Origin of the sequence: Sinomonas terrae, from assembly GCF_022539255.1 — a bacterium.
GTDB classification, from domain to species: domain Bacteria; phylum Actinomycetota; class Actinomycetes; order Actinomycetales; family Micrococcaceae; genus Sinomonas; species Sinomonas terrae.
In genome coordinates this window covers 2658699-2681558 of the sequence record NZ_JAKZBV010000001.1, presented here as the reverse complement: position 1 = coordinate 2681558, position 22860 = coordinate 2658699, and the positions used below count along the sequence as shown (strand labels likewise).

Sequence of the window (22860 nt, the reverse complement as noted above, 5' to 3'; positions counted from 1 at the left end):
TGTGCTCTCTAGAGAGGCGGTCCGCTGCGCGTTACTCGGTGGTCTCTTCGATGCTCTGGCGCATCGAGGTCGCGGCGAGGCGTGCGCGGTCGGCGATTTCCACAGCGCCTGCTTCGTCGCCTTTTTCGACCGCCTGCCAATACGCGATCTTGAGATCGACGTACTCCTGCCGCAGCCGCACGCGGTGTGCCTCCTGCTCGAGAAGCTCTTGTTGGTCGATGAGCAGTGCACGTTCCTGCGCCGCGCCGGCGGCGCCGTCAAGCCGGTGGTCGAGATACTCGCGCATCGCGGGAATGGACATTCCGGTTGCGGCGAGGCGGGCGATGCCGTCGATCAGGTCCATGTCCTCCTGGCTGTAGCGGCGACGCCGCCGGCATCCCGCCCTATGGGCTGGATGATCCCGATCTGCTCGTAGTAGCGCAAGGTGCTCGCCGCCAAGCCACTGAGCTCTGAGGCTTCCCTAATCGAGCAAGTCTTCGTCGCAACCGCCATAGCTCGAGTCTGAGTACTTAAAGTAGACTCGAAGTCAAAGGACGTTTTTCCCTGGGGCAAACATCCTTCGTCGTCCGGCGATTCGGTCTGGGCCGCTGCTCCGGAGTGAGTCCTACTTGCCGCTGTAGACGGGGAAGGCGCTGTGCTCGCCGTAGTCCTGGTCGTGCAGGTTCTTCAGTGCAGTCATGTCCGCCTCCGAGATCTCGAAGTCGACCTCGGCGTTGGAGCGCATGTGCTCGGGGTTGACGGTCTTCGGCAGCGATACGGCGCCCAGCTGCAGCGTGTAGCGGATGCACAGCTGCGGTACTGACACGCCGTACCGGTCAGCCATCGCCTTGACGTCGGGATTGTCGAGGATCTCCCCGTGCGCGATCGGGGAGTACGCTTCCACGAGGATCCCCTTGCTCTCGCAGAACGACAGGAGCTCGCTCGGCGTGTTCCCGGCGTGCACCAGCAGCTGGTTCACCTGGGGTGCGATGCTGCCGTGCTTGAGGATGTTCTCGACGTCGGACTGCAGGAAGTTCGAGACGCCGATCGAGCGGACCTTGCCCAACTTGTGGGCGTCCTCCAGAGCGCGCCAGGCTTCCTGGTTGCCCTCCGCGTAATCGCCCCCGCGGAAGTCGTTCCACGGCTGCGGGGCGTGGATGAGCATGAGGTCGATGTAGCCGATGTCCAGCTTGGCCAGCGACTCGTCAATCGCGGCGATCGCCTTGTCGTAGTCCTTGATCTCCGCCCGGAGCTTCGTGGAGACGAACAGCTCGCCTCGGTGAATGCCGGACATGCGCACGCCCTCGCCGACGCCGCGCTCGTTGCCGTACGCCTGAGCGGTGTCGATGTTCCGGTATCCGACTTCGATGGCTGCCTTGACGGCGTCGGCGGCCTTGTCGTCGTCGATGAACCAGGTGCCCAGCCCGAGCTTCGGGATGGTCACCCCGTTGGACAGGGTGTGGGTCTCGTTCAGGATGCTCATGCTTTCTCTCCGTCTTTCGGCAGCTTGCCGTATGCCTCGTCTGTGACGGGCTCTAGCCATTCATTGCTGACGCCTTCGCCCGGGGTGATGAAGGCCACGTGGGAGAACCACGAGTCGGCCTTCGCGCCGTGCCAGTGCTTCGTGCCGGCCGGGACGCGGATCGCGGTGCCCGGTTCCATGCTGGTCGGGTCCTCGCCCTCTGCCTGGTACCACCCGCTGCCCGCAGTGCACAGCAGGATCTGGTCCCCCCCGCCGGCGGTGCCGCGATGGATGTGCCAGTTGTTCCGGCACCCGGGCTCGAAGGTGATGTTGCTGACCGGGACGCTCCCCGAAATCAGCGGAGCCAGGTAGCTCTGTCCGATGAAGTACTGGGCGTAGGCGTCGTTCTTCTCCCCGAGCGGGAAGATCTGGTCGAATCGGATGTCGTTCATTCGTCTCTCCTTCTGTGTCAGTGGGCCCCGTCAGGGACCGTGTTCTCTGCGGCGGCGCCGTCCTGGGTCCAGCTGGCCAGGATCCGGAGCCGTTCGTGGCTCGCCGATCCGGCCTCGGCGGTGCAGATCTGCAGCGTGAGCGCGTGGTCGGCGCTGGGGATGAGGTCTTCGCGGACCAGCTCCAGCTCTCCGACCAACGGGTGTCCTACGAGCATGCGGGGCGGGCGGTAGGGGCACGCCCGTCGGGCCGACCAGCGGGCCCTGAACGGGGCGCTGGACGTCGAGAGCTCGCCGATCAGCCGGTGCAGCTCTCGCTCGTGGGGGCCATGCTCCGCCGCGGTTTGCAGGCGGTGGACGTGCTCGTGGGCGATCCGGTCCCATTCCGGGAAGAACGCCGTGGAGGCGCCCTCGTGCAGGAAGAGGAACCTGGCGAGATTGGGACGGTCGTCCTCGAACACGGGTGTCAGCAGCGCCCGGCCGAGCCGGTTGGCCGCGACCACGTCGAGCCGGTCGGTGAAGACAACCGCCGGGGCCTCTGCGATCGCGTCGAGAGCGGCCCGGAGGCCGGCGCGCAGCCGGGCGGGCCTTGCCCGATCGACGGCGCGCCTGGTTCCCGAAGTGCTCATGCCATCGAGTCAAGGCCCCTCCCGGCTCCCGTGCCAGTCCCTGCGAGTACCCCCTCACAGCCGGGCCTCCCACGCGGCGGGGAGAACGGGTTTTCATGGACGAGGTAAGCAGGAGCAAATAAGCATGGTTGGGACTGAGATGAGCGACGAGCAGCAGAGTACGGGCTGGACGGGCGGGAAGAACGCCTTTGGCGATTTCGCTCCGGGTTTGGTGCACTACACCGACAAGGTCCTCTTCGACGAGGTCTGGGAACGCGAGGAGCTTTCGAAGCGCGACCGCAGCCTCGCCACCGTGGCGGCGCTGATGGCGCTGGGGAAGGCGGACCAGCTGTGGTTCCACCTCGACTTCGCCCGCCAGAACGGCGTCAGCGAGGATGAACTCAAGGAAGCCATCACCCACCTGGCTTTCTACACCGGCTGGCCCAACGCCATGGGGGCGATGGCCGTCGCCAAGCAGGTCTTCGGCGGCGGGGAGTGAGCGCGAAGGAACCCGCGACAGCGCTGCCGGACCCAGGTCGGCTGCTGCCGCGCCAGAGACTCGGGTTCTTGGCCGCGGCGGTGTCGCTGGTCGCGGTGTTCGCCGCGTCGGGTGCGCCGGTCCCGCTCTATGAGCGGTACCGAGCAGCGGACGGCCTGACCGCTGGCGACCTGTCGATCGCGGCCGTGTCGTACTTCGTCGCCGTCATGGTCGCGCTCGTCGTCTTCGGCCGCCTTTCGGATCACCTCGGCCGCAAGGCCGTGGGTGTCATCGCCGTCGCCCTCGCCGCCGCCGGATGCCTTTCACTGCTCGAGGTCACCAGTCTCGCGGCGCTCGTCCCCGGCCGCATCCTCCACGGTCTTGCCTGTGGGCTCGGCTCCTCCGCCATCGCCGCCTACATCGTCGACCTTGCCCCGCAGTGGCCGCGCTGGCTGGCCGCCACCACCGCAGCCGGCGCTCCGCTGATCGGCCTGACCATCGGCGCTGTCGGGTCCGGCGCGCTCGCCCAGTACGGGCCCGCGCCCCTGCAGGCCCCCTATCTCGGGGCCACGGCGCTGCTCCTCGTGTGCACCTTGGGGCTGCTCGTCAGTCCGGAAGCCATCACGCCGCGGCACGGCACCGTGGCCTCGTTGAAGCCGCGCGTTCACCTGCCCCACGCGATCCGGCCGCTCCTGCCCGCCGCAGTCTCCGTCTTTTTCGGCACCTGGGCCCTCGGCGGCTTCTACCAGGCCTTCAGTCCTACCATCTCCGCTCAAAACCTCGGCACGAGCAACAGCCTGGTCGCCGGAATCGTGTTCGCGTCCTTCATGGCCCCCTACGCGATCGGCGGCCCCTTAACCGGTCGGCTTTCGCCCCTCACGGCCCAGCGGGCAGGGATGGTGGTGTTCGCCCTCGGGGTGATCGGCATCGTCATTGGGCTGTTCACCGGCGCCGTCGTGACCGTGATCGTTGGCGGCGTAATCGCCGGGGCCGCACAGGGAGCGGCGTTCACCGGCTCCATGCGCTCCCTGCTCGCCCGAACGAACTCCACGGACCGGGCGGGACTCATGTCGACGGTCTATCTGTTCTCCTATGGCGGCGCAGCCATCCCCAGCTTGGTTTCCGGACGGCTCGCCGGCGTGCTGGAACTCGATCGGATCTCCCTCGGGTACGCCGCTCTGGCCATCCTCGCGGCGCTCATCGTCATGGTCTTCTCTCGGCCTGGGCGCCAAAGCCGATTCAACTAGGCCTGGACGACGTCGTCGTGGCCCCCGAGGCGCTTCGGGGGCCGACTCGCGGTCCTCGAGGTGCTCCTGGTGGGGTCAGGCTGCGGCGTGCGCGATGGAAACCTTGGCGAAGGCGGTGATGGCTTCGGCGGTGATGCCGAAGCTCGGTGAAGAAAGAGGGCCTTGTCGTCGGCCCGTCCCTCGCGACCGACCACGCTCCTAGTCGTCCTGTCCGCTCTCTACTAGCGCGACATGATGATGGACACCGCCATTTGGATGCAGTTCCGCTGTTCTTCGCAGCGTCGAACGGAGAGCCGTCGATGGAGAATGGACAGATGAGCCCGCTGGTTCATCGAGGAATGCCGCTACTCCGGTAAGCCGCGCAAGTCGTGCGCCGTCGACCGCGAGGCCGCCACCGTACTTCGGCTGAGCAACGAAATGCTCGAGCACGGATGACTCGTTAGCACCTTCCGGGCGAGTGCGTGTGTCCTGACAAGCCCGGCCAGCAGACCTCCGACGATCACCGCATGGACGGCTGAATCGCTCGTATTCTTCTTCCCCATGCCTCCGGGATCTCGAGACCCCACTGGGGCGGATCCTGCTCGTCAGGGAAGATCAGCGTCTGCGAGGATCGAGTAGCGCGTGCGTCTCCTCAACGGTCAGGGGCCCAACTGGGAGCGTGGACTGTCTCGTTGATGCCCGGAGGCCGTCCAAGACGATCGCCAGATAGCGGCTGTACAGCCTTGCCACATCGTTGCTCCGCTTTGGCAAGGCATTGCTATTGACCGTGGTTGATACGGCTGTGATGGCGATCTGCAGGAGGATCAAGTCCGTTCCGACCACGTCCTCTCGAAGAACGCCTGCCTCGCGTGCCCGGTCCGCTATTTCGTCGACGAGCGGGGCGAGACGGTCGCGCTGTCGGTCGTAATGGCTCGGCCACACGCGGCCAGCAAGAATCTCAGCCAAGCCCCGGTCCCTCGCTTGCGCATCAAGGGACCGCTCAAGGTAGAGGACGAGCCCTTCCCACGGGTCCGGGGTGCCCAGTGCGTCGCGCAGGATCGACTCCATCTCGTCCACCTGCTGTTCCCAGATGGCGTCAATCAATTCTTCTTTGTTCGTGAAGCGCCTGTAGGCAGTGCCTATGCCAACGCCAGCGTGGCGGGCCACGTCGTTGAGCGTGACGTCTAGCCCTCCGTGGGCGAACAGGTCGCGGCCAGCAGCGATGAGACGCTCGCGATTGCGCGCAGCATCCTTCCGAAGCACCTGTTCTGTCATCCGACCAGTCTACAGATCTAAGCCTTAAAGCGGATACTAGACATCCGCTTACGAGGCCATTACAGTGATGAACGTCACGAGGAACGAATGTTCGTAGATACGAACTTCAGGCCTCATGGGTCGAGGAGGACCCGAGGACGACGGGGTTCCCCCCACGTCCTAACACTTACGGGAGGTTTCGATTGGCTCGTCTCAAGTCCCGGAGTCTTGCAGCGGTTGTTGGCGCCGTCGCCGCATCAGCACTCATGCTCTCTGCATGCTCCGATAATTCATCTGCTTCTTCCGGTGCGACCGCTCAAGGTAGTTCAACGCTCGCTGCTTCCGGACTGCCCTCGCTCGATCAAGTCCTCAAAGGCAACGAAAGCACACCTCCCACGACGTCGCCGCAGCCCGCGAAGGGCAAGAGCGTCTGGTGGATCTCGTGTGGCCAGCAGACCCAGTCGTGTGCGTCTTATGCAGCAGCAGGAAAGGCCGCGGCCGAGGCGCTGGGCTGGGACTTCCATCTTGCTGACGGAAATCTGAACCAGGCAAACGGCTATGCGACGGCAATGCGCACCGCTCTGGCGGCGCACCCCGACGCCATTGTCGAAGACGCCTTCTCGTGCTCCACAGTGCAGCCCGAACTTCAGCAGGCGAAGCAGCAGGGAGTTCCTGTTCTGGGTCTCGAGACCTTGGACTGCTCTGATGCCAATAGCGGCCCCTCCCTGTTCACAATCCCGATGATCTACAGCAAGACCTATCCGGATAACAAGGCGTGGTGGACCGGTTGGGGCGCCTGGTCCGCAGATTTCCTCGCGGCTGACTCCAATGGCACCGCGAAAGTGATCACCTCGATGGGCCAAGGCGATCCTCAATTCGACCTGCTTAACAACGGCTTCAAGAGCGAGTTGGCCAAGTGCGCCGGCTGCTCGATCGCCGGAGACGCGCCCTGGACGGTCTCGGATTTGGCCCCGAACGGCCCATGGGTCACTGCTTTGCGCAACTCTTTGATCAAATACCCCGATGCCGACTACGTGTGGTGGCCTTTCGATACAAACGGGGTAGACAGCGGCGGCGCCAAGGCGGTTCTCCAAAGCGGCAGCAAGGCCAAAGTGGTGTCCGGCATCGGAACCGGACCTGGACTGGACTTGATCCGCTCGGGACAGATGTACGCGGAAGGCGTCGCTCGTTCCTCCGACTGGCTGTCGTGGGCTGCCATGGATGAGGTGAACCGCTACCTGAACCATCAGCCTTCGGTCCCCGAAGGCGTCGGGTTCATCTCAATCGACAAGACCCACAATTTGCCCTCAGCCTCGGGCCAGGGCTACCAGACCGCAGTCCCCTTCGAACAGCTCTACAAGAAGGCATGGGGAGTCAGCTGAGCGTGGCCCCGCCGATCCACCGGCAATCGCCAGGTGCTGGGCGGGACGATCGCGGCATCGCCCCGGCCAGCACCGGCGCAGCGAATAGAGAGACCAATATGACCAGGCTGGATGCAGCACGACTCTCCACTGTGCCGGCAGGCGAAGTCGACTCCGCAGTCGAGAAGCCGCTCGCCTTGTCCATTAGGGGACTCTCCAAGGTGTTCCCCGGCACTCAGGCTCTTCGAGACGTAGACCTCGACGTCCGCTACGGCGAGGTGCATGCCCTGTGCGGGGGCAACGGCTGTGGAAAGTCCACCCTGATCAAGATGCTGTCCGGATCGGGGCCCGCAGACCGCGGGACCGTGACAATCAATGGGAAGCAGCTCGACGCCGCCAATATCGACGCCCAAACGTCCTACGATCTCGGCTTCAGAGTCGTCCACCAAGATCCGCCTCTCTATCCCGACCTTAGCGTCGCAGAGAACATCGCGCTTGCTGCCCGCTACCCGAGAACACGTCTCGGCCGAATTGCCTGGGCAGGCGTCAGGCAGCGTGCCGAGGAGTTGATCGAGCGCTACGGTATCCAAGCCTCGCCAGGGACCCTCGTTCGTGACCTTCCTGTGTCCGTGCGTACACAGGTGGCCATTGCCGCGGCGCTGCAGGATGTCGACTCCGGAAGATGCGTCGTCGCTCTTGATGAGCCCACCGCCGCATTGCCCGCCGCCGAAGTGCAGGTGCTGCTCGGCGCCATGCGCCAGCTTGCCGCCCTGGGCCACGCAATCATCTTCGTCAGCCATCGCCTGGACGAGGTCCTTGCCGTGACCGACCGAGTCACGGTGATGCGCGACGGCCGGGTGTTCAAGGACCATCGGACGGAGAAGCTGACCGAAGCGGAACTGATCGAGTCGATCGTGGGGCGGACCGCGGAGGAGCTGCGACCGCAGCGTTCGGCCGCCCCTCTCGGCGAAGAGGTCTTGTCGGTCTCGGGACTCGCTGCGGGTCCCGTGCGGGAGGCCACATTCGAGATCAGAGCTGGCGAAGTGGTCGGAGTCGCAGGTCTGCTCGGGTCCGGCCGCAGCGAGCTGCTCAGCGCCATATGCGGTGGCCTTCGGAAGGAAAGGGGAGAGGTGCGGGTCAAGGGTCAACCTGTTGACTTCGATCGCATCGACCAAGCGATCCGAACCGGAGTGGTGATGATCCCCGAAGACCGTCCGCGTGCTGGCGCCTTCCTCGACATGACAGTCGATCAGAACATGGACGTATCGGTCCTCGACCGGTACTGGAGAGGGCTCGGATTCGCCCGCAAACGGATGCGCGTCGACGCCGCCAAGCTTCGCGCCCAATTTGGGGTGAAGGCGCCGTCAGGCTCAGTGCCAATGAGGACTTTGTCAGGTGGAAACCAGCAGAAGGCCATCTTGGCTCGCTGGCTGCGGCGAGATGAGGCATCGGTCCTGCTGCTTGATGAACCAACCCAAGGCGTCGACGTAGGGGCACGCTCCGACATCTATGCGCTGGTTCGGAAAGCCACTGCCGCCGGTGCGGCCGCAGTCGTAGTCACGTCCGATCTCGAAGAACTCGCCCAATTCGTCGACCGGGCCCTGGTACTCCGGAACGGCCGCATAGTTGCCAGCGTGCCGCGAGAAGAACTCACGGCACACCGCCTAAACGAACTCGTCCACATGAAGAGTGGTGGTAAGAATGACTGATACCGCGCAACGATCGCCGGAGCGAACGAAGACCGTCGAGCGGAATTACCGCTCGTACATCGAAAAGTCCGGTCTCCCTGTCTTTCTGGTACTCCTGATTGCGACTTTCGCCGTCCTGCCGATCACCGGAGCGCATTTCCGGACTCTGCTCAACGTGCAGAACGTGCTCGCGAACCAGTCGGTGACCGGCTTGATTGCCCTCGCGATGGTGATCCCGCTCGTAGCGGGATACTTTGACTTGTCGGTTGCAGCTATCGCCGGGCTGTCCAACGTCACCGTTGCCAGTCTCCTGTCCCAGTTCGGACAGCCGGTCTGGGTCGGTCTGGCTGCCGGGGTGCTAGTCGGCGTCCTTGCGGGCGCCGTGAACGCGGTTCTGGTGTCCGGCTTCAACCTCGATCCCTTCATCGCCACACTCGGAACGTACATCTTCTGGTCAGGGGCCCTGGCACTCTACACCGGGGGTCAGACGATTTCGAGCAATATCCCGCTGGATTTTTCTCTGTGGACGACGCAGAAATGGCTCCAGATACCCCTCCCGTTCTGGCTTCTGATCGTGGTCGCCGTTGCCGTATGGCTGTTCCTTGACCACATTCCCTTCGGGAGGAAACTGGCGGCAATCGGCAGCAATGAGCTCGCAGCAAGGCTAGCGGGAATCCGAACTCGGCGGGCGGTTGCGATTACGTATCTCCTTTCCGGAGTGATGGCGGGCATGGCTGGGGGGCTCTTGACCTCAAGCAATGGGGGCGGCGATGCCACGAGCGCGATCTCCTACCTTTTCCCCGCCCTGGCAGCCGTGTTCCTTGGCCGCACAGCCATCCGGCCAGGCCATTACAACGTCTGGGGGACGATGTTCGGCCTGTTCCTGGTTGCGGTCGCAGTGGATGGCTTCACTTTGTTGGGCGTTGCGAGCAGTGTGACGCAGATGTTCAACGGGGGAGCGCTGATCGTCAGCGTTGCGGTCGCGACCCTCAGTGTCCGCGCCCGAGAGCGGAAGGCCAGGGAGATCCAACTCGAGAGGCTACGTGCGTCATCGTGATGAGAGGTTACGGAAATGCGGCGGCTTTCCTCCACCGGAAAGAAACCAGGCTGGGCAGGAGCGCTCGTCTCTCGGGCGGGCTTGGCTGCCAAGGGAGCCTCCGGACGCCGGGTGGTGATTTGGTTTGACGGGCACGGCGAAATCTGATTCTGGTCTGGGGTCCCCGCGGCTGTTAGTCACCGGCAATGATGCCGGGGGCCGCTCTCGGGTCGTCTCTGATTCGATCATCACGGACTGGGTGAATCGGCCCACCGGACTGTCGGTGACAGAAGTCTGGCGAGCAGACTCCATTCCCCCCCGCATGGACGAAGAAGTGCTCCGGTCTGGAAAGATCGTGGCTCCAGCGCCCTCAGGTGTAGTGGTGCGACTCGCTGTCTTCCCCCCTGACCAAGACATCGATGCGGAGGCCATGGAGAAATACGAGGCGTCGATGCGCGACCTCTACGGCGACCAAGGGGAGCAAGCTGCCACCCAAAAAGCCGGAATGCATCGCACCGACACAATAGACGTCATCACTGTGGTTGACGGCATGATTTGGGTTCTACTCGATGAAGGGGAAGCGCTCCTGCGAACTGGAGATTGCCTCATTCAACGCGGAACACGACATGCGTGGCGAAACCGTTCTGCTCGCCCATGCACATTGGTGTCAACTGTGTTGCCTGCGATCCGCGCATGATTCGCTCAGGACACATGAATTCGGTGGGCGGGCAGATCTGGCATTCGTCCCGAGAGCAAATGCAAGGAAATCCGAAAGGAGCGCAGGTGTCGTGCTTGGACAAGGTTGTCGACTATGTAGTGGAGCGGCGGGTGGCACCATTCGTCGTCGGAATGGTTGCTGATCGGCACGGCATTCTCTGGGAGCACGCTTCCGGCCGTGCCAACAACAGCCGCATGGCCGGTCCGGAAACGGTCTTCAGCTGGTTCTCAATGACGAAGGCCATTGGCAGCCTGATGGCAATCATGGCGATCGATCGAGGTCTCGTGACCCTCGATACGCCGGTCGGCGATGTTCTGCCATATTTCGACAAGCTCCAAGTGCTCGAAACCGTGACACCCGACGGGCCGCAATATCGGAAGCCGAGGAGGCGTGCGACCCTCCGCCACCTTCTCACTCACACCAGCGGAATGGGATATGAAGCCTTCTACCCTCTGATGGCGGAGTACGCGAAAGTCACCGGAGCTCCCTCGGACATCACCGGGACCCTGGAATCCTTGAACTACCCCTTGCTGTTCGAACCAGGCGAGGGCTTCGCCTACGGTGTCTCAACTGACTGGGTTGGTGCTCTCGTGTCAGAACTGGACGGACGCCCGATCGATCGATTCGTACATGAGGAAATCATCGAGCCGCTGGGCATGAAGAGCACCTATTTCGAGCGCGCCGAAGCGGGCGACCGAATGGCCGAACTCGTGTTCAAACGGCCGGACGGCTCATTCGCGCCATTCGAGAACTATCCAGCAGCGAACCCCGAGATATACCACATGGGCCATGCCCTCTACGGGAGCGCTTCGGACTACATTGCTTTTCTCAGGCTCGTCCTGGGAGGCGGGACATACGACGGGCAGCGTATTGTCGGCCCGGATGCCATGCGGCTGCTGTTCGAAAACCAGCTCGGGGGCGTGCTGCTTCCAACTCCCGTTCTCAAGTCCTACATACCGGACATGTCGTATGACATCGAACCCTGCCCGGGGATTCCCAAGACGCACACTGCCGGCTTCTTCCGGACCGAAGCAGAGGCTCCCGGAATGAGGCGTGCCGGATCGCTCACGTGGGCAGGTGTGTTGAACACTCATTACTGGATTGATCCAACGAGCGGAATTGCCGCAGTCTTCATGACGCAGATGATGCCGTTCTGCGACCCCGACTTCATGGCCTGCTATGAAGATTTCGAGCGCGCCGTGTACGAGGAGTTCGGGCGATGAGCGATGCGACTGCCATCACCTGGGCTTGTGTTTGTTCGGTTTGGTATTCAGTTCCCGGCATGGTCCGGACGAATAGAAAGCATGTGATTGTATGAACGGGCTTCGAGACAAAACCTTTATTGTGACGGGAGCTGCCAGCGGAATCGGTGCCGCAACGGCGGTGCGGCTCCATGCGGAAGGTGCTTCGGTGGTTGCCGCGGACTTGAACGCGGCGAAAGTGGAGGCAGCGCTGGCCGGTCTCGATGATCCACCGCGGATCCGGGCGGTCGGCGTCGACGTCTCAGACCCGGGCCAGGCATCCGAGCTCATCTCGGCAGCGAACGATACCTTCGGGGAGCCCTACGGGCTCGTCAACAGCGCTGGCATACGGGGTGTCGGGAACATTCTGGACTTCACTCCGGAGGAGCTTGACCGGGTGCTCTCGGTCAATCTGGCGGGGACACTCTTCGTGTGCCAGGCCTTCGCTGCTTCCCTTGTGTCCGCTAATCGCGAGGGCGCGATCGTGAATGTGAGCTCGGCTGCGGGAATTCGCGGAAATCCGAACCGGCTGCCCTATGCTGCCTCCAAGTTCGGGGTCGTCGGCGTGACTCAAACGATGGCCCTTGAACTTGCCAGTTCCGGCGTGCGCGTGAATGCCGTTGCTCCCGGAATGATCCGAACCCCTATGACGGCTCCGATGTTCACGGATCCGGAGAATGTGGAGAGGATCAGTGCCGCTCACCCTATCGGCCGGCCGGGCGAGGCGCACGAAGTAGCAGCAGCGATTGCCTTCCTGCTTTCCGCCGAAGCCAGCTTCATCACCGGCGCGATCCTGCCGGTGGACGGAGGGCACACTGCCGGAATCCCCTCTTTCGGCGGGCGCCAATAGCGTGGCCGAGGTCCTAGGCTCTGCCATCCCCGAGAAGCCGCATGGCCGGAAGCTCCGCACAAGGGACTTGCCGGAGCCGAGGCTGCTCATCGTTTGCCACGTGACTTCCGCGCCCTTCGGCGCGTTCACAGCTCGGCTGAAAGCCAGGGTTTTCTGAGAGCGATCGAGAACATGGTGCTCTTGCCGGGCCGTGGGGCCCGGCAAGAGCACCATCTGACTGACGGCCCCTGCACTGTCGTTGATCGGGTTGTTCGTTGAAAGAACCCATACTCCAGGGTGGTCCCGCCTCTGTTGTCCACAAGACAGGCTGGAGGAAAAAGGGCAGCCTTGCTTCAGCAGACTTGCGATCTCGACCGGGACGCCCTAGAAGATCGTGTGTAGGGGCTCGCGCGTAAACGGCACTTTCGTCACGGTGTTGCCCGCACCGCGGATAGGAAGGCCCTGATTTCCCGGCTGCTCGTCGCCGTTTCCACGTCTTGCACCCATTTGATCAGATCATCGACTTGGCCCCCAGGCATCACTCCCTGCAACGCCATGTGAGCTTTATCTGCCAGCCGCCCCCAGCTGATTGGATTGTTGTGGGCGCCGCGGCAGGCGTCGACGCGTTCGGTGAGTACCCGCCCGTCTGTGGTTTCGACGGTGACAATCGCGCGCCACGTTCTTCCGTTGGCCGCGATGTACTCGTCGCTGAGGTCCAGTTCCGGATCCCCGATCAGCCGAACACGGCGCATGATCTCTGCGGCCTCAGGGGATTCGAAGCGCTCGTAATCGTGGGAGTTCTCGAACGTGATGCGGCCCTCCAGCAGCAGGATGCTCAAGATGTACTGCAGGTTGATGTCCGGCATGGGGCGGTTGTTGACGACGTAGGCGAATCCGGTGGGCAGACGAACCTCTATTGAACGCACAGTGTCCGCCCGCAGCGATTCCGCGGCCATCAGCTGTTCTAGCGCTTGGGCTGCAGGTTGGATGGGGCCGCCGACCGGATATTGCTTGATGTCGGTCTTTGTGACGTGGCGACTCTTGGCAAGGTCCTCGAGCATCCGGTCCGTGCTGCCGTCCTCTCCGAAGGCGTCGAAGGCGCTCGGGGATCCGTCGAAGACGTCGTCTATCCCGGTGAACCCGGAGCGGACCAGTTCTGCGGCCCGTACGCCGGCATGGGCCTGCACGGCTGAGGTGGCGAACGCCTTGCCGATGTGCTCGGGGTCTCTGTATATCGTCGCGATCCCAGCGACCTGCTGGGCCGCGTAGGAGAGGACGTGGCGGTTCTGCTCCATGGTCAGACCGGCGAGGCAGGCGGCTGCGGCCGAGGACCCGAAGGTTTGGCCCACGCCATGGGTGGTGCGGGGAGACCTGTCCATCGCCTTCATGGACCGCCACGCACCGATGTTCACGGCGCCTGCCACGTCGTAGCCGAGGGACACGGCGGCCAAGAGGTCCGAGCCGGAGCAGTCGAGAGCTTCGGCCACGGAGAGGGCAGCCGGGACAATGGATGAGCCGGGATGTATCCGGGCCCTGTTGTTCACGTCGTCGGTCTCGTCAGCGTGCGCGCACACGGCGTTGGCAAACGCGGCAAGTTCGGGATTCGTTCGTGTGCCGCCTATGATGGTCGACTCGCCGACGCCCCCGCGTGATTCAGCATAGGCGACGGCAAGCTTTCCTGGCCGGAGGGTGGCACCGCTGAGCATTGCCACCAAACTGTCGAGCAGATGCTGCTTCGCGCGGTCTGCGATCCCGTCGGGTAGGGGGTCGCGTTTCGCATGGGCGATATGTGCGGCAACGGCTGTCGTGACAGGGGCGTTCATTGTGCGATTGTCTCCTTCGACGCGGAATGTTGGGATTGGAAGGGAAAGTCGTTAGCGTGGCCTGCGCCCGTTGGAGCTTGGTGGTGCAGATAGATGAGCTCCTATGCCGCGGAGTCATCCGCGGCTACCTCCTTCGCCTTCGGCCGGGATGTACGGCGGGCAGAGTTCGAGCACGCGCCGTTCATCCCGCGCGGGATCGTTCTCCAAGCAGGATTCGCGGTCGAAAACCATGGTGGGACGTTCGCGCAGGTTGTAGGACGGCCAAGGCCCCATTCCGTTGCCGGGTTCGCCTCGGCTGGCAAACGCCACCCACGCGCGGGACATCTCTTCCTGGAGCCTGAATCGGTCAGAACCCGTACCGACGAACTCGCGCGCCCGTTCGACGTTGCGGAAGGCGAAGGGCAGGCACATGAAGTGGGGCGATCGGAGGAGGCCTCCCAGGGCCGGGCTCCGCCACCTGACCAGGTACATGTAGGTGGGTGCTTTAGGGGCAGTTGCGCGTCGTTCTGCCGCAGTAGTGACAGTTCGCCTGTACCGATGGTCTCCGTAGACCATCGCCATGAGGTCGCCTGGAGAGTCCTCAGGACGGGCGGCTGCATAGGTGTCCATTACGGTGGCGGCAACATCCTCCGGCACGTCTAGGAATCGCGCGACCCGTTGCAGAGCGGATGGAGGGTCTTGATCCAGGACATCGGGAGTAAGAGAGAAGGCCGCACGCTGTTCGGTTTCGCACCAGCCCATCAGAAGGGGCACGTCTGCCGAGAGCTGCTGGGAGGAACCTGAGAACGGCTGGTCGTGGAGATGGATGCCGTCGATGACTGGGCGGAATTCGTCCCGTTTCCCGGACGACTGGATCGTGCGTGAAATGGAGGCCACGAGCTCCGGCACCGGAATCTCGTGCAGGGCCCGCAGCCGCCGGCGGTCGAGCTGCAGTTCCTTGAGAACATGGTGCGTGTTGCGCGCCGCCTCCTCCAAGGTCGCGAACCGAAGCATTGATGACGCGCTTTGAATGATGGCCCGGTGGAACAATCCTCTGGCAGCCGGCATCGCCATCAGGGCAGCCACCTTGGAACCGCCCCCGGACTGACCGAAAACCGTCACGCACCCTGGGTCGCCCCCGAATTGGGCAATGTTGCGCTGCACCCAGCGAAGGGCAGCCATGATGTCGAGCAGGGCGACGTTGCCGGAACCTCCGTAGTCTCCATCGTGCTCGCCAAGGTATAGGTGGCCGAAGATGTTGAGGCGGTGGTTGAGGGTGACGACGACTACGCCGAGGCTCGCTAGGTTTGTGCCGTCCAAGCCTGGAGGGCTGGCGGAGCCGTTGACGAACCCTCCCGGGTGGAGGAAGACCATCACGGGGACCGCATGGTCGAGGGCCTCCCGCGGTGCGTACACGTTCAGAACGAGGCAGTCTTCGCTGCGGGGCTGGGAATCGAAGATCCAGGCGAGGTGAAGCGGCACACTCAGGGCACCTGGATGGGGTTGCGGAGCGGTCGGCCCGTAGGCCATGGCATCGAAGACCCCGGCCCACCGGACGGGCTGTGGGGGCAGGAACCGGCGGTTTCCGCCGGTGTCGGCTCCATACGGCACTCCGCGGAAGACCCGAACCTCATCTACCAGGGACCCTCTGACCGCGCCGCTGTCGGTTTCGACGATGGGATGCAGTCCAGTGGGAGAGCGGCCCGCGGCCGACCGCACCGTCTTCGCGTCTCCGGCCCGGTCTGTCATCGCAACCGCTCGTGTGGTTCCTGGGGTCGGGCTTCCGCGGCGGAGGGAGCAGGGGGAGGAGAGCCCGCCCAGATCTGAAGGCTCGGATCTTCGATGTGCACGTAGATGCGAGGGTCGATGCCGTCCGCGGCCAGCCAAAAGCCCGAATGGTCTTGCATGACCGCATCGATGGTCCCTCTGCGAACGAGCCGGCCCTGTCGCCGCAGCTCTACCTGTTCGCCGGCCTCCGGCAGCCAAGTCTGCTGTTTTCGCATCCGTCGTTCCTTCAGCTCTCTTGGGAGCGGACTTTTCATCCCCAACCCCTCGTACTTCCATTGCGCCCGCCACGGCGAGCGTTTCCTTGGATCCAGGTGTTAGTCCGCGACGAAGGCGGCCTTTCCTGATGTCTGTCTGTCGAAGACCTCGTATGCCTTGAGGGCTTGGTCGATGCTCCATCGGTCCGTGAAAATAGCGTCGACGTCGACGCCCCGTTCCACCACGAACCGCGCACACTCTTCCATGGCCGGGACGGACATGGTCCATGAGGTCATTGCTGTGATCTGGCGGTACAGGTGATCGCTGAGGTTGAAGCTGATCGTCGAGCCCACTCCCACCCAGCAGGCTGAGCCCCAGAGGTCGAGCACCTCCAGAACTGCCCTCGCCGCGCTGGACGCGCCCGACGTCTCCAAGCTCTTCGACACGCCGCGCCCGCCATTCAGTTCTCGTACCGCATCCGGGACTGACTCGACCCCGGACGGGTCGAGGCAGGCAGCCGCCCCAAAATGCCGCGAACGCTCGAGCCTTTCGGGTGAGATGTCCAGGGCGATGACCTGGGCCCCCATCGCGGTTGCCAGCTGGGTGGCAGCGACTCCGACTGGCCCTTGGCCGAAGATGGCGATCGTGTCGCTGCCATTGAGCTGGAGCCGTTTCAGTGCTCCCCAGGCGGTGCCGGTTCCGCAGCTGATAGCCGCGGCCGCCAGATATGACAGGCCTTCCGGCATCGGCAGCACGGTGCTGAGAGGCACGCAGATGAGGTCGGCGTGGGATCCGTGGGCGGTGGCCCCCATTGCCTTGGCGCCGTTCCTGCACATCTGTGTCCACCCTGACCGGCACTGGTCGCACATCTCGCAGCCGAAGTAGTGGTGGACCATCACCGAGCGGCCGAGCCATTCCTTCGGGACCTCAGAACCGGCGCCCACGATGACCCCCGCCGGCTCATGCCCTCCTATGACCGGATCATCGATTCTTGGCCCCCGGTAGGTGTGCAGATCAGATCCGCACATGCCGGAAGCCCTGACGGCGATCACAACTTCGCGAGCCCCGGGACTGGGATCGGCGAAGGCTGCCAGTTCGAGCTGTCGCTCTCCGTGGAAGAGGATGCCTCGCAAGTCGTCTTCCTCCTCGATCGACGGGCTAGGCCCGGTGTTCTAGGGCTGAATCGCTCGGCGCGGAATCAGAGTGCTCGGCCTTGCTATGGGAGGCGAGGCCGAGGAGGAATTGGCTGATGCCCTCCCAGCTTTTCTCTCTGTTCAGGTGGAGGTTGAAGGAGTGGCCGATGTCGGCCAGCGGCTCCATGCTGACTCTGGAGGACGACGAGTAGAGGGAGCGTTCGTCCTCGGCGAATTTGGCAGGGAGGATCGGGTCATGCTCACCCAGCTGAATGAGCACCGGGCACTTGAGCTCAGCGAACCCGGCGTTGGGATCGTCCTGGAGAGGGATGCAGTCGGCCCAGAGCCCGCTTGGGGTCGGACACCTGAGGAGGTCGTTGTCGTATGAGATGACCTCGGGGTCTGCTTGGGGCCGGTAGTAGAACTTCAGACGGGCCTCCGGCTGCACGATCGGATACGGGTCGCTCAGGAGCTTCTCCCGTGCCCCGGGCGCCCAGGCCGATTTGGGTCGCCCTGGATAGAAGCCCGTCGCTGTCACTACGACCGAATCGGCGCTCGGCCATCTTGCCTGCGAGTACACCGAGATGGAGGCCCCCATCGAATGCCCGATCAGGGAGACATGGTCGAAGGTGAAGCCGGGGATGGCGTCATGCTCCTTCAACAAAGCGACCATGCCGCTGATCGCAGACCCGACAGCGTGGAGGGATATGTCATGTCCGTTCGGCTTGTCGCTGGCGCCGACCCCTGGGAGGTCGATGGCGAGGATGTCAAACCCTTGCGCCGTCATATAAGCCGCATACGAGTAGTCCTCTCCGTTGATCGTGTCCGCATTCCAGTAGCGGTGATCGTAGGAGACGCCATGGACGAGAACTTGCAGCACCCTGTTCCGGGCGCCAACGGCGGGGAAGAAGTGGGCCGCGAATCGGCCCCTGCCCCCGTCGCCGCCGATTCCAATCGGATAGTCGAGCTTCGTGACTGCGCTCAGCGCCATCGTCTAACCTTCCTTCGTCGAGCTCAGGCCAGCCTCGAGGCCCACAGGGAGTCGCGGCTGGGGGGTGGGGGGAGCTGCCTATGCGACTTTCGCCGCCTTCTGCCGCTGGGCCAGCTCCTCGGGGTCCACAGCGATGGTGACGCCGGCCCGCTCCAGCTGGAGCTGGAGGTAGATGCGGCAATCCTTGGCTCCGAGTCCGCGCGCAACGGCTTCGGTCATCTCCGCGTGCGTCAGGTTGGCCATCCGCATCGGCACGCCGAGCTCCCGGCCAAGCTGGGTTGCCAGAGTGACATCCTTGAATGCCAGGTCAAGGGCGAATGCCGGCGGGTCGAAGCGGCCGGGCAGGAACTGATTGGTGAGCATGTTCAGCGCCGAACCCTTGCCAATCACACCGAGCCGGAGGGCATCCCACAGCTCGAGGGGATCCACCCCGGCCTTGACACCCACGGAGAACGCCTCCGCCATGACAGTGAGGAACATCTGGCCAATCACGTTGTTCACCAGCTTGACCGTGGTGCCGGAGCCGATGGGGCCACAATGCCGCGGCTTGTCGCCCATGGCCTTCAGCAGCGGAAGATGGCGCTCGTAGACATCGACGTCCCCGCCCACCCAGAACGCCATGTCGCCCGACTCCGCACCGGCGGGGCCGCCGCTGACAGGCGCATCGAGCATGGTCGCACCTTTTTCGGCGAACGCGTCATGGATGCGCAGGGCCAGTTCGCGCGAGCTGGTCGATAGCTCGAAGAGGACCTTCCCCGCTTCGATGTTGGCCAGGATGCCGTCTTTGCCAAGAACCACAGCTTCTACCTGCGGCGGGCCGGGCAGGGAAGTGAACACGACATCGACTGACTTGGTGAGGTCCGCGACGCTCGAGGCGGCAGTTGCCCCTGCTGCAACCACTGGAGCCATGGCCTCTGCCGAGAGATCGAAAACCACCACGTCATTTCCAGCCCTGACGAGGTTCATAGCCATCCCACGGCCCATATGCCCCAGACCGATGTATCCGACCTTCATCCGCTCACTCCTGTCGCACGACTCGGATCCCAGAGGATCCCTTGCTAGCTCTGATGGCCCACGCGCCGAAGTGGGCCGCAATGGAAGGATTCGTTTCTGATTGTGAATCAGCGTACGCAATGACGAAAGCAATGATACCCGGGACATGGCCGATGTGCACCTGTTGCCGCTCCGGGTGCCCATCTGCAGACCGAGGGCGGCCCGGGTGGGGGCGAGAGTGGCGGGAGGGCAGTCTTGACCCCTTTCTTGGTTCACGTTACGGTACAGCGGTACTCAAATACGAACGCATTGGCCGGGTCGGGCTATTGAAGCCATCAGCCGTTCGCTGTACTGTAAAGCGAATGCATGTTCGTCATGATGTTCGCCACACTGCCGGCCCGGCCCTCGACGGCTAGCCGTCCGGCTCAAGGAGGAGCGCAAGTGAGAAGATTTTTTGGGTTGACCAGAACGCGGATGCTTGCCGCATCCGCCATGCTCGTGGCCGCGTCACTGGGGGTAGCTGGCTGCGGCAGCAGTGCCACGCCGTCCAGTGACGTGAAGACTGGAGCGCCGGTGGACGCTCAAAGCTCTGCCTGGAACGACATCGTGAAGAAGGCAAACGACGAGGGCTCCCTCACCCTCTACACGTCGATGGGCCAGGAGAACGCTGAGCCCAAGCTGTACGCGGCGTTCAAGAAGGCGTACCCCAACATCAAGATCAACCTCACCTTCCTGGCCACGGGCGATCTCATCAACAAGCTCAATCAGGAGCTCTCCGGTCAGGTGAAGGGCGCCGATGCCGTCATGCATGCATCCCCGGGCTGGTTTGCGGACACCTACAAGGCGAACCAATTCGCAGCGCTTCAGGTGAGCCCCGACAATCAAGCGGCCGGCTGGGACAAGCTGCTGAACGGCAAGAGCTATGCGACCTGGTGGGGCTTCCAGTACGTGCTCGGATACTCCAAGTCACAGCCGACCCCTCCGGCAGACCTCAAGGCGCTGCTCGACGCTAATCCCCAGGCGAAGATCGGACTGGTCAGCCCGAAGGCGTCCCAAGCCGCTGCCAACGTCTACGAGACGCTGCGCCAGACGTATGGAGACGGGTTCCTCGACCAGCTCGCGAAAGCCAGGTATACGGTCTACAACAGCAACTCTGAGCTGTCTGCTGCGTTCGGCGCCGGCGCGGTCGATTATGCCTACCCAGACCAGGTCAACACGACCGCACCTCTGATCGCGAAGGGGGCGCAGGTCGCCCAGCTCGTAACAAAGAACGCTCGGGCGGGCGCCAACTACAACGTCGCCGTCATGCTGAACGCGCCTCACCCGAACGCGGCTCAGGTATGGGCCAACTTCGTGATGAGCAAAGACGGCCAAGAGGCCATCGTCCAGGACAATGCCCCCGCGGGAACAGTTCCCACGAACGTTCCGGGCGCTGCTCCCTGGGACCAGGTCAACTTCCTGGACCCGAGCCAGTGGACCAACGACAAGTGGAATGCGTGGATCGCCAAGTACTGGACTCCCCGCTTCAAGTGACCGAGGTGCTCGGGAGGCCGTGTTCGATGCATTCTTTGGGCCTTCCAGAGAAGCGCAGCGGCACGGCCCCCCGAGGAGCCTGCCGTCAAAGTAGTAGGAGCTTCGTCCCAGGGGTGAAACCGACCGGCGGGCGGCGGCGGCCATTTGAGTTCGCGGCGGGCCGCGAGAGCTTCATCGCCGGACAGCAGACGGAGTCCGCCCCCAAGAGAAAGACGACCGACGCCAAGGAAGGAAAAGGAGCGTCTGACATGGAGACCATGAGAACGGACGACACCCTTCTTGGGAGAGCCGGTCTTGTCCGAGGAGTGATGACCCCGAGGACGGAAGAAGGAGAGATGGCCAATGACTAGTCCGACGATGGAGTCGAAGCAGAGAGAAAAGGCGGGGCCGGCCGGCCACCGCGCTGACCTCGCGCCGCGTCGACCGGTCACGCCTTCCAGTCTTGGTAGGCCTGCCCTGTGGTACACGTTCACGGCAGCGCTGTTGCTGCTGGTCGTCTGGCCTGTGTTGCTCTTCTTCTTGCGGACGTTCGACGAGGGAGGATCGGCTTTCGGGCGGCTGATGGCCATCCCCGATATTGGCTCGACGATGCTCACGACCGTCCTGCTGGCCGCCGGCTCCACCGCCATCGGTACCGTCGCCGCCGTCGGACTTGCCGTTGCCGCCCTTCGAGTCCCGGCGCGGATGCGCTCGTTCGCGGCGGTCGTGCCGCAGATTCCGCTGGTGATCCCGCCTGTGGCTTTCATCTATGGCTGGATCTTCATCTGCGATCCGACCGTGGGCTATTTGAACACCTCGCTGCGCATGCTGCCTTTCTTCAGCGGCCTCAAAGACGGGCCGATCGACATCTATACCTACACCGGAATCATCCTGTTCACGGCGATCGAGGTCACAGGCATGATCTTCGCCTTTGTATACCCGCGCCTTCTCGAGATCAACGGGTCAGTGGAGGCCGCCGCCCGCGTAGCGGGAGCAAGCGGTCTGAGGGCCTTCATGACCATCTCGTTCCCGCTCCTGCGGCCAGGGCTGATCGCCGGCATCGTCGTCGCGTTCCTCATCGGGGTAGGCCAGTTCACCGCACCGCTCTTCCTCGGTGCTCGACAGAACATCGAAGTCATGTCGACAGAGATCTTCCGCCTGCGGGAAGCGTTCCCAATCGACTATCCGCTGACTGCCGCACTCGGCCTGCCGCTGCTGATATTCGGCGTGCTGGCCATCGTGGTCCAGCGCCGCGTGGTCGGAGACCAGCGACGTTACATCACGCAGAGCTCTGGGCGTGGAATGACCCGGAAGGACTCAAAGGGGGCAGTCGCCATCGTAGTCGGCTACGGGGTCATCATCGTCGGGCTGCCTCTGGTCGCGATCGCTCTGGTGGCGTTCTCGCCCTTCTGGGATGGCAACCTCACCAGCCTCCGATTCACACTCGACAACATCATCGCGCTCATCAACAACCCCCAAGTCGGACAGTCCATCGCGACGAGCCTCCTAGCGTCAGTCCTCGCCGCGTTGGTCGTCATTCCGCTCGGATTCGCCACCGCGCTCGCGCTCAGCGGGGTCGTCCGGGCCCCCCGCGCAGTCGTGAAGACTCTCGACTTCATCTTCATCGCGCCCCTGGCCGTTCCGCGGGCCCTTCTCGGAATGGTGATCGTGTTCGTCTTCATCCGCCCACCCTTCTCCCTGTATGGCTCTGTGGCGCTTTTCGTCATCGGGTATTCGTTCGTCGCCTTGCCCTTCGCGCTGCGGTCCCAGTACTCGAGCTTGATCGGGGTGGACAAAGCCCTCTTTGAGGCATCGCGTGTGAGTGGAGCGAGCCAGATCCGGATGATCGCCACTATCGCCTTGCCGGTCGCACGGCGGGGCATCGCTGCGGCACTTGCACTTTCATTCGTCATGCTGTCCAACGACTTCGCTGTGTCAGTGATGGTTCAGTCACCCAACCAGCAGGTCATGGGAACCCTTCTGTATCAGTTCGGACAGCAGGGCGAAGTTCCCGCCGTGGCCGCGATGTCTTTGCTCGTCACACTCGTAACAGCCGCAATCCTCGCGATAACAGTGCGAATCGGCGGCAAATCAGCTTTGGAGAGTTTCTAATGAAC

20 protein-coding genes are annotated in these 22860 nt (G+C 63.5%); 9 read left to right on the top strand and 11 right to left on the bottom strand.

The window, feature by feature from the left end:
* Positions 1-31: 31 nt before the first annotated feature.
* From L0M17_RS12375 to L0M17_RS12355, 5 genes are all read right to left on the bottom strand, one after another.
* Complete coding sequence (locus tag L0M17_RS12375) at positions 32-343, bottom strand: MerR family transcriptional regulator (protein WP_241054281.1); 312 nt, start codon at positions 341-343, stop codon at positions 32-34.
* Positions 334-492, bottom strand: a complete 159-nt coding sequence (locus L0M17_RS12370) for a MerR family DNA-binding transcriptional regulator (protein WP_241054280.1) — start codon at positions 490-492, stop codon at positions 334-336. The genes L0M17_RS12375 and L0M17_RS12370 overlap by 10 nt, the downstream gene beginning before the upstream one ends.
* Positions 493-604: 112 nt before the next feature.
* On the bottom strand, positions 605-1462 hold the full coding sequence (locus tag L0M17_RS12365) for an aldo/keto reductase (protein WP_241054279.1): 858 nt from the start codon (positions 1460-1462) through the stop codon (positions 605-607).
* Positions 1459-1893 carry a cupin domain-containing protein gene (locus tag L0M17_RS12360; RefSeq protein WP_241054278.1) on the bottom strand — a complete coding sequence of 145 codons (435 nt, stop codon included), beginning with the start codon at positions 1891-1893 and terminating at the stop codon, positions 1459-1461. The genes L0M17_RS12365 and L0M17_RS12360 overlap by 4 nt, the downstream gene beginning before the upstream one ends.
* Positions 1894-1910: 17 nt before the next feature.
* Positions 1911-2519 carry an MmyB family transcriptional regulator gene (locus L0M17_RS12355; RefSeq protein ID WP_241054276.1) on the bottom strand — a complete coding sequence of 203 codons (609 nt, stop codon included), beginning with the start codon at positions 2517-2519 and terminating at the stop codon, positions 1911-1913.
* 139 nt (positions 2520-2658) lie between these two features.
* Between L0M17_RS12355 and L0M17_RS12350 the strand changes: the two genes are divergently transcribed.
* Positions 2659-2997, top strand: coding sequence for a carboxymuconolactone decarboxylase family protein (locus L0M17_RS12350; RefSeq protein WP_241054275.1), 339 nt, complete (start codon positions 2659-2661; stop codon positions 2995-2997).
* Positions 2998-3065: 68 nt separating this feature from the next.
* Positions 3066-4223: an MFS transporter gene (locus L0M17_RS12345; RefSeq protein WP_241054274.1), complete on the top strand. Its 1158-nt coding sequence runs from the start codon at positions 3066-3068 to the stop codon at positions 4221-4223.
* A gap of 594 nt (positions 4224-4817) precedes the next feature.
* Here L0M17_RS12345 and L0M17_RS12340 read toward each other — a convergent pair.
* Complete coding sequence (locus tag L0M17_RS12340) at positions 4818-5477, bottom strand: TetR/AcrR family transcriptional regulator (RefSeq protein WP_241054273.1); 660 nt, start codon at positions 5475-5477, stop codon at positions 4818-4820.
* Positions 5478-5659: 182 nt separating this feature from the next.
* On the opposite strand from L0M17_RS12340, the gene L0M17_RS12335 reads away from it, so the two are divergent.
* The 5 genes from L0M17_RS12335 (at position 5660) to L0M17_RS12315 (ending at position 12350) form a co-directional block, all read left to right on the top strand.
* Positions 5660-6838, top strand: a complete 1179-nt coding sequence (locus L0M17_RS12335) for a sugar ABC transporter substrate-binding protein (protein ID WP_241054272.1) — start codon at positions 5660-5662, stop codon at positions 6836-6838.
* Positions 6823-8526 (top strand): sugar ABC transporter ATP-binding protein, encoded by a 1704-nt coding sequence (locus L0M17_RS12330; protein WP_308196873.1) that lies wholly within the window; start codon positions 6823-6825, stop codon positions 8524-8526. The genes L0M17_RS12335 and L0M17_RS12330 overlap by 16 nt, the downstream gene beginning before the upstream one ends.
* On the top strand, positions 8519-9562 hold the full coding sequence (locus L0M17_RS12325; protein ID WP_241054270.1) for an ABC transporter permease: 1044 nt from the start codon (positions 8519-8521) through the stop codon (positions 9560-9562). Before L0M17_RS12330 ends, L0M17_RS12325 begins: the two co-directional genes overlap by 8 nt.
* 771 nt (positions 9563-10333) lie before the next feature.
* On the top strand, positions 10334-11482 hold the full coding sequence (locus L0M17_RS12320; RefSeq protein WP_241054269.1) for a serine hydrolase domain-containing protein: 1149 nt from the start codon (positions 10334-10336) through the stop codon (positions 11480-11482).
* A gap of 91 nt (positions 11483-11573) precedes the next feature.
* Entirely contained in the window at positions 11574-12350 is a 777-nt protein-coding gene (locus L0M17_RS12315; RefSeq protein WP_255731954.1) for an SDR family NAD(P)-dependent oxidoreductase, read from the top strand.
* A gap of 407 nt (positions 12351-12757) precedes the next feature.
* Here the strand turns inward: L0M17_RS12315 and L0M17_RS12310 are convergent, their stop codons facing one another.
* The 5 genes from L0M17_RS12310 to L0M17_RS12290 all read right to left on the bottom strand — a co-directional run bounded on the left by L0M17_RS12310 (position 12758) and on the right by L0M17_RS12290 (position 19252).
* Entirely contained in the window at positions 12758-14152 is a 1395-nt protein-coding gene (locus L0M17_RS12310; RefSeq protein ID WP_241054266.1) for an MmgE/PrpD family protein, read from the bottom strand.
* A gap of 114 nt (positions 14153-14266) precedes the next feature.
* A complete protein-coding gene (locus L0M17_RS12305; protein ID WP_241054264.1) occupies positions 14267-15880 on the bottom strand; it encodes a carboxylesterase/lipase family protein in 1614 nt (537 codons plus the stop codon).
* 353 nt (positions 15881-16233) lie between these two features.
* Positions 16234-17247, bottom strand: coding sequence for a zinc-binding dehydrogenase (locus L0M17_RS12300; protein ID WP_241054263.1), 1014 nt, complete (start codon positions 17245-17247; stop codon positions 16234-16236).
* 25 nt (positions 17248-17272) lie between these two features.
* Positions 17273-18238 (bottom strand): alpha/beta hydrolase, encoded by a 966-nt coding sequence (locus L0M17_RS12295; RefSeq protein ID WP_241054262.1) that lies wholly within the window; start codon positions 18236-18238, stop codon positions 17273-17275.
* A gap of 78 nt (positions 18239-18316) precedes the next feature.
* Positions 18317-19252, bottom strand: coding sequence for an NAD(P)-dependent oxidoreductase (locus L0M17_RS12290; RefSeq protein ID WP_255732815.1), 936 nt, complete (start codon positions 19250-19252; stop codon positions 18317-18319).
* Between the two features lie 552 nt (positions 19253-19804).
* Between L0M17_RS12290 and L0M17_RS12285 the strand changes: the two genes are divergently transcribed.
* Both L0M17_RS12285 and L0M17_RS12280 read left to right on the top strand, forming a co-directional pair.
* A complete protein-coding gene (locus L0M17_RS12285) occupies positions 19805-20764 on the top strand; it encodes an ABC transporter substrate-binding protein (protein ID WP_241054260.1) in 960 nt (319 codons plus the stop codon).
* 342 nt (positions 20765-21106) lie between these two features.
* Positions 21107-22855 (top strand): ABC transporter permease, encoded by a 1749-nt coding sequence (locus tag L0M17_RS12280; RefSeq protein ID WP_241054259.1) that lies wholly within the window; start codon positions 21107-21109, stop codon positions 22853-22855.
* The last annotated feature ends 5 nt before the right edge of the window (positions 22856-22860 follow it).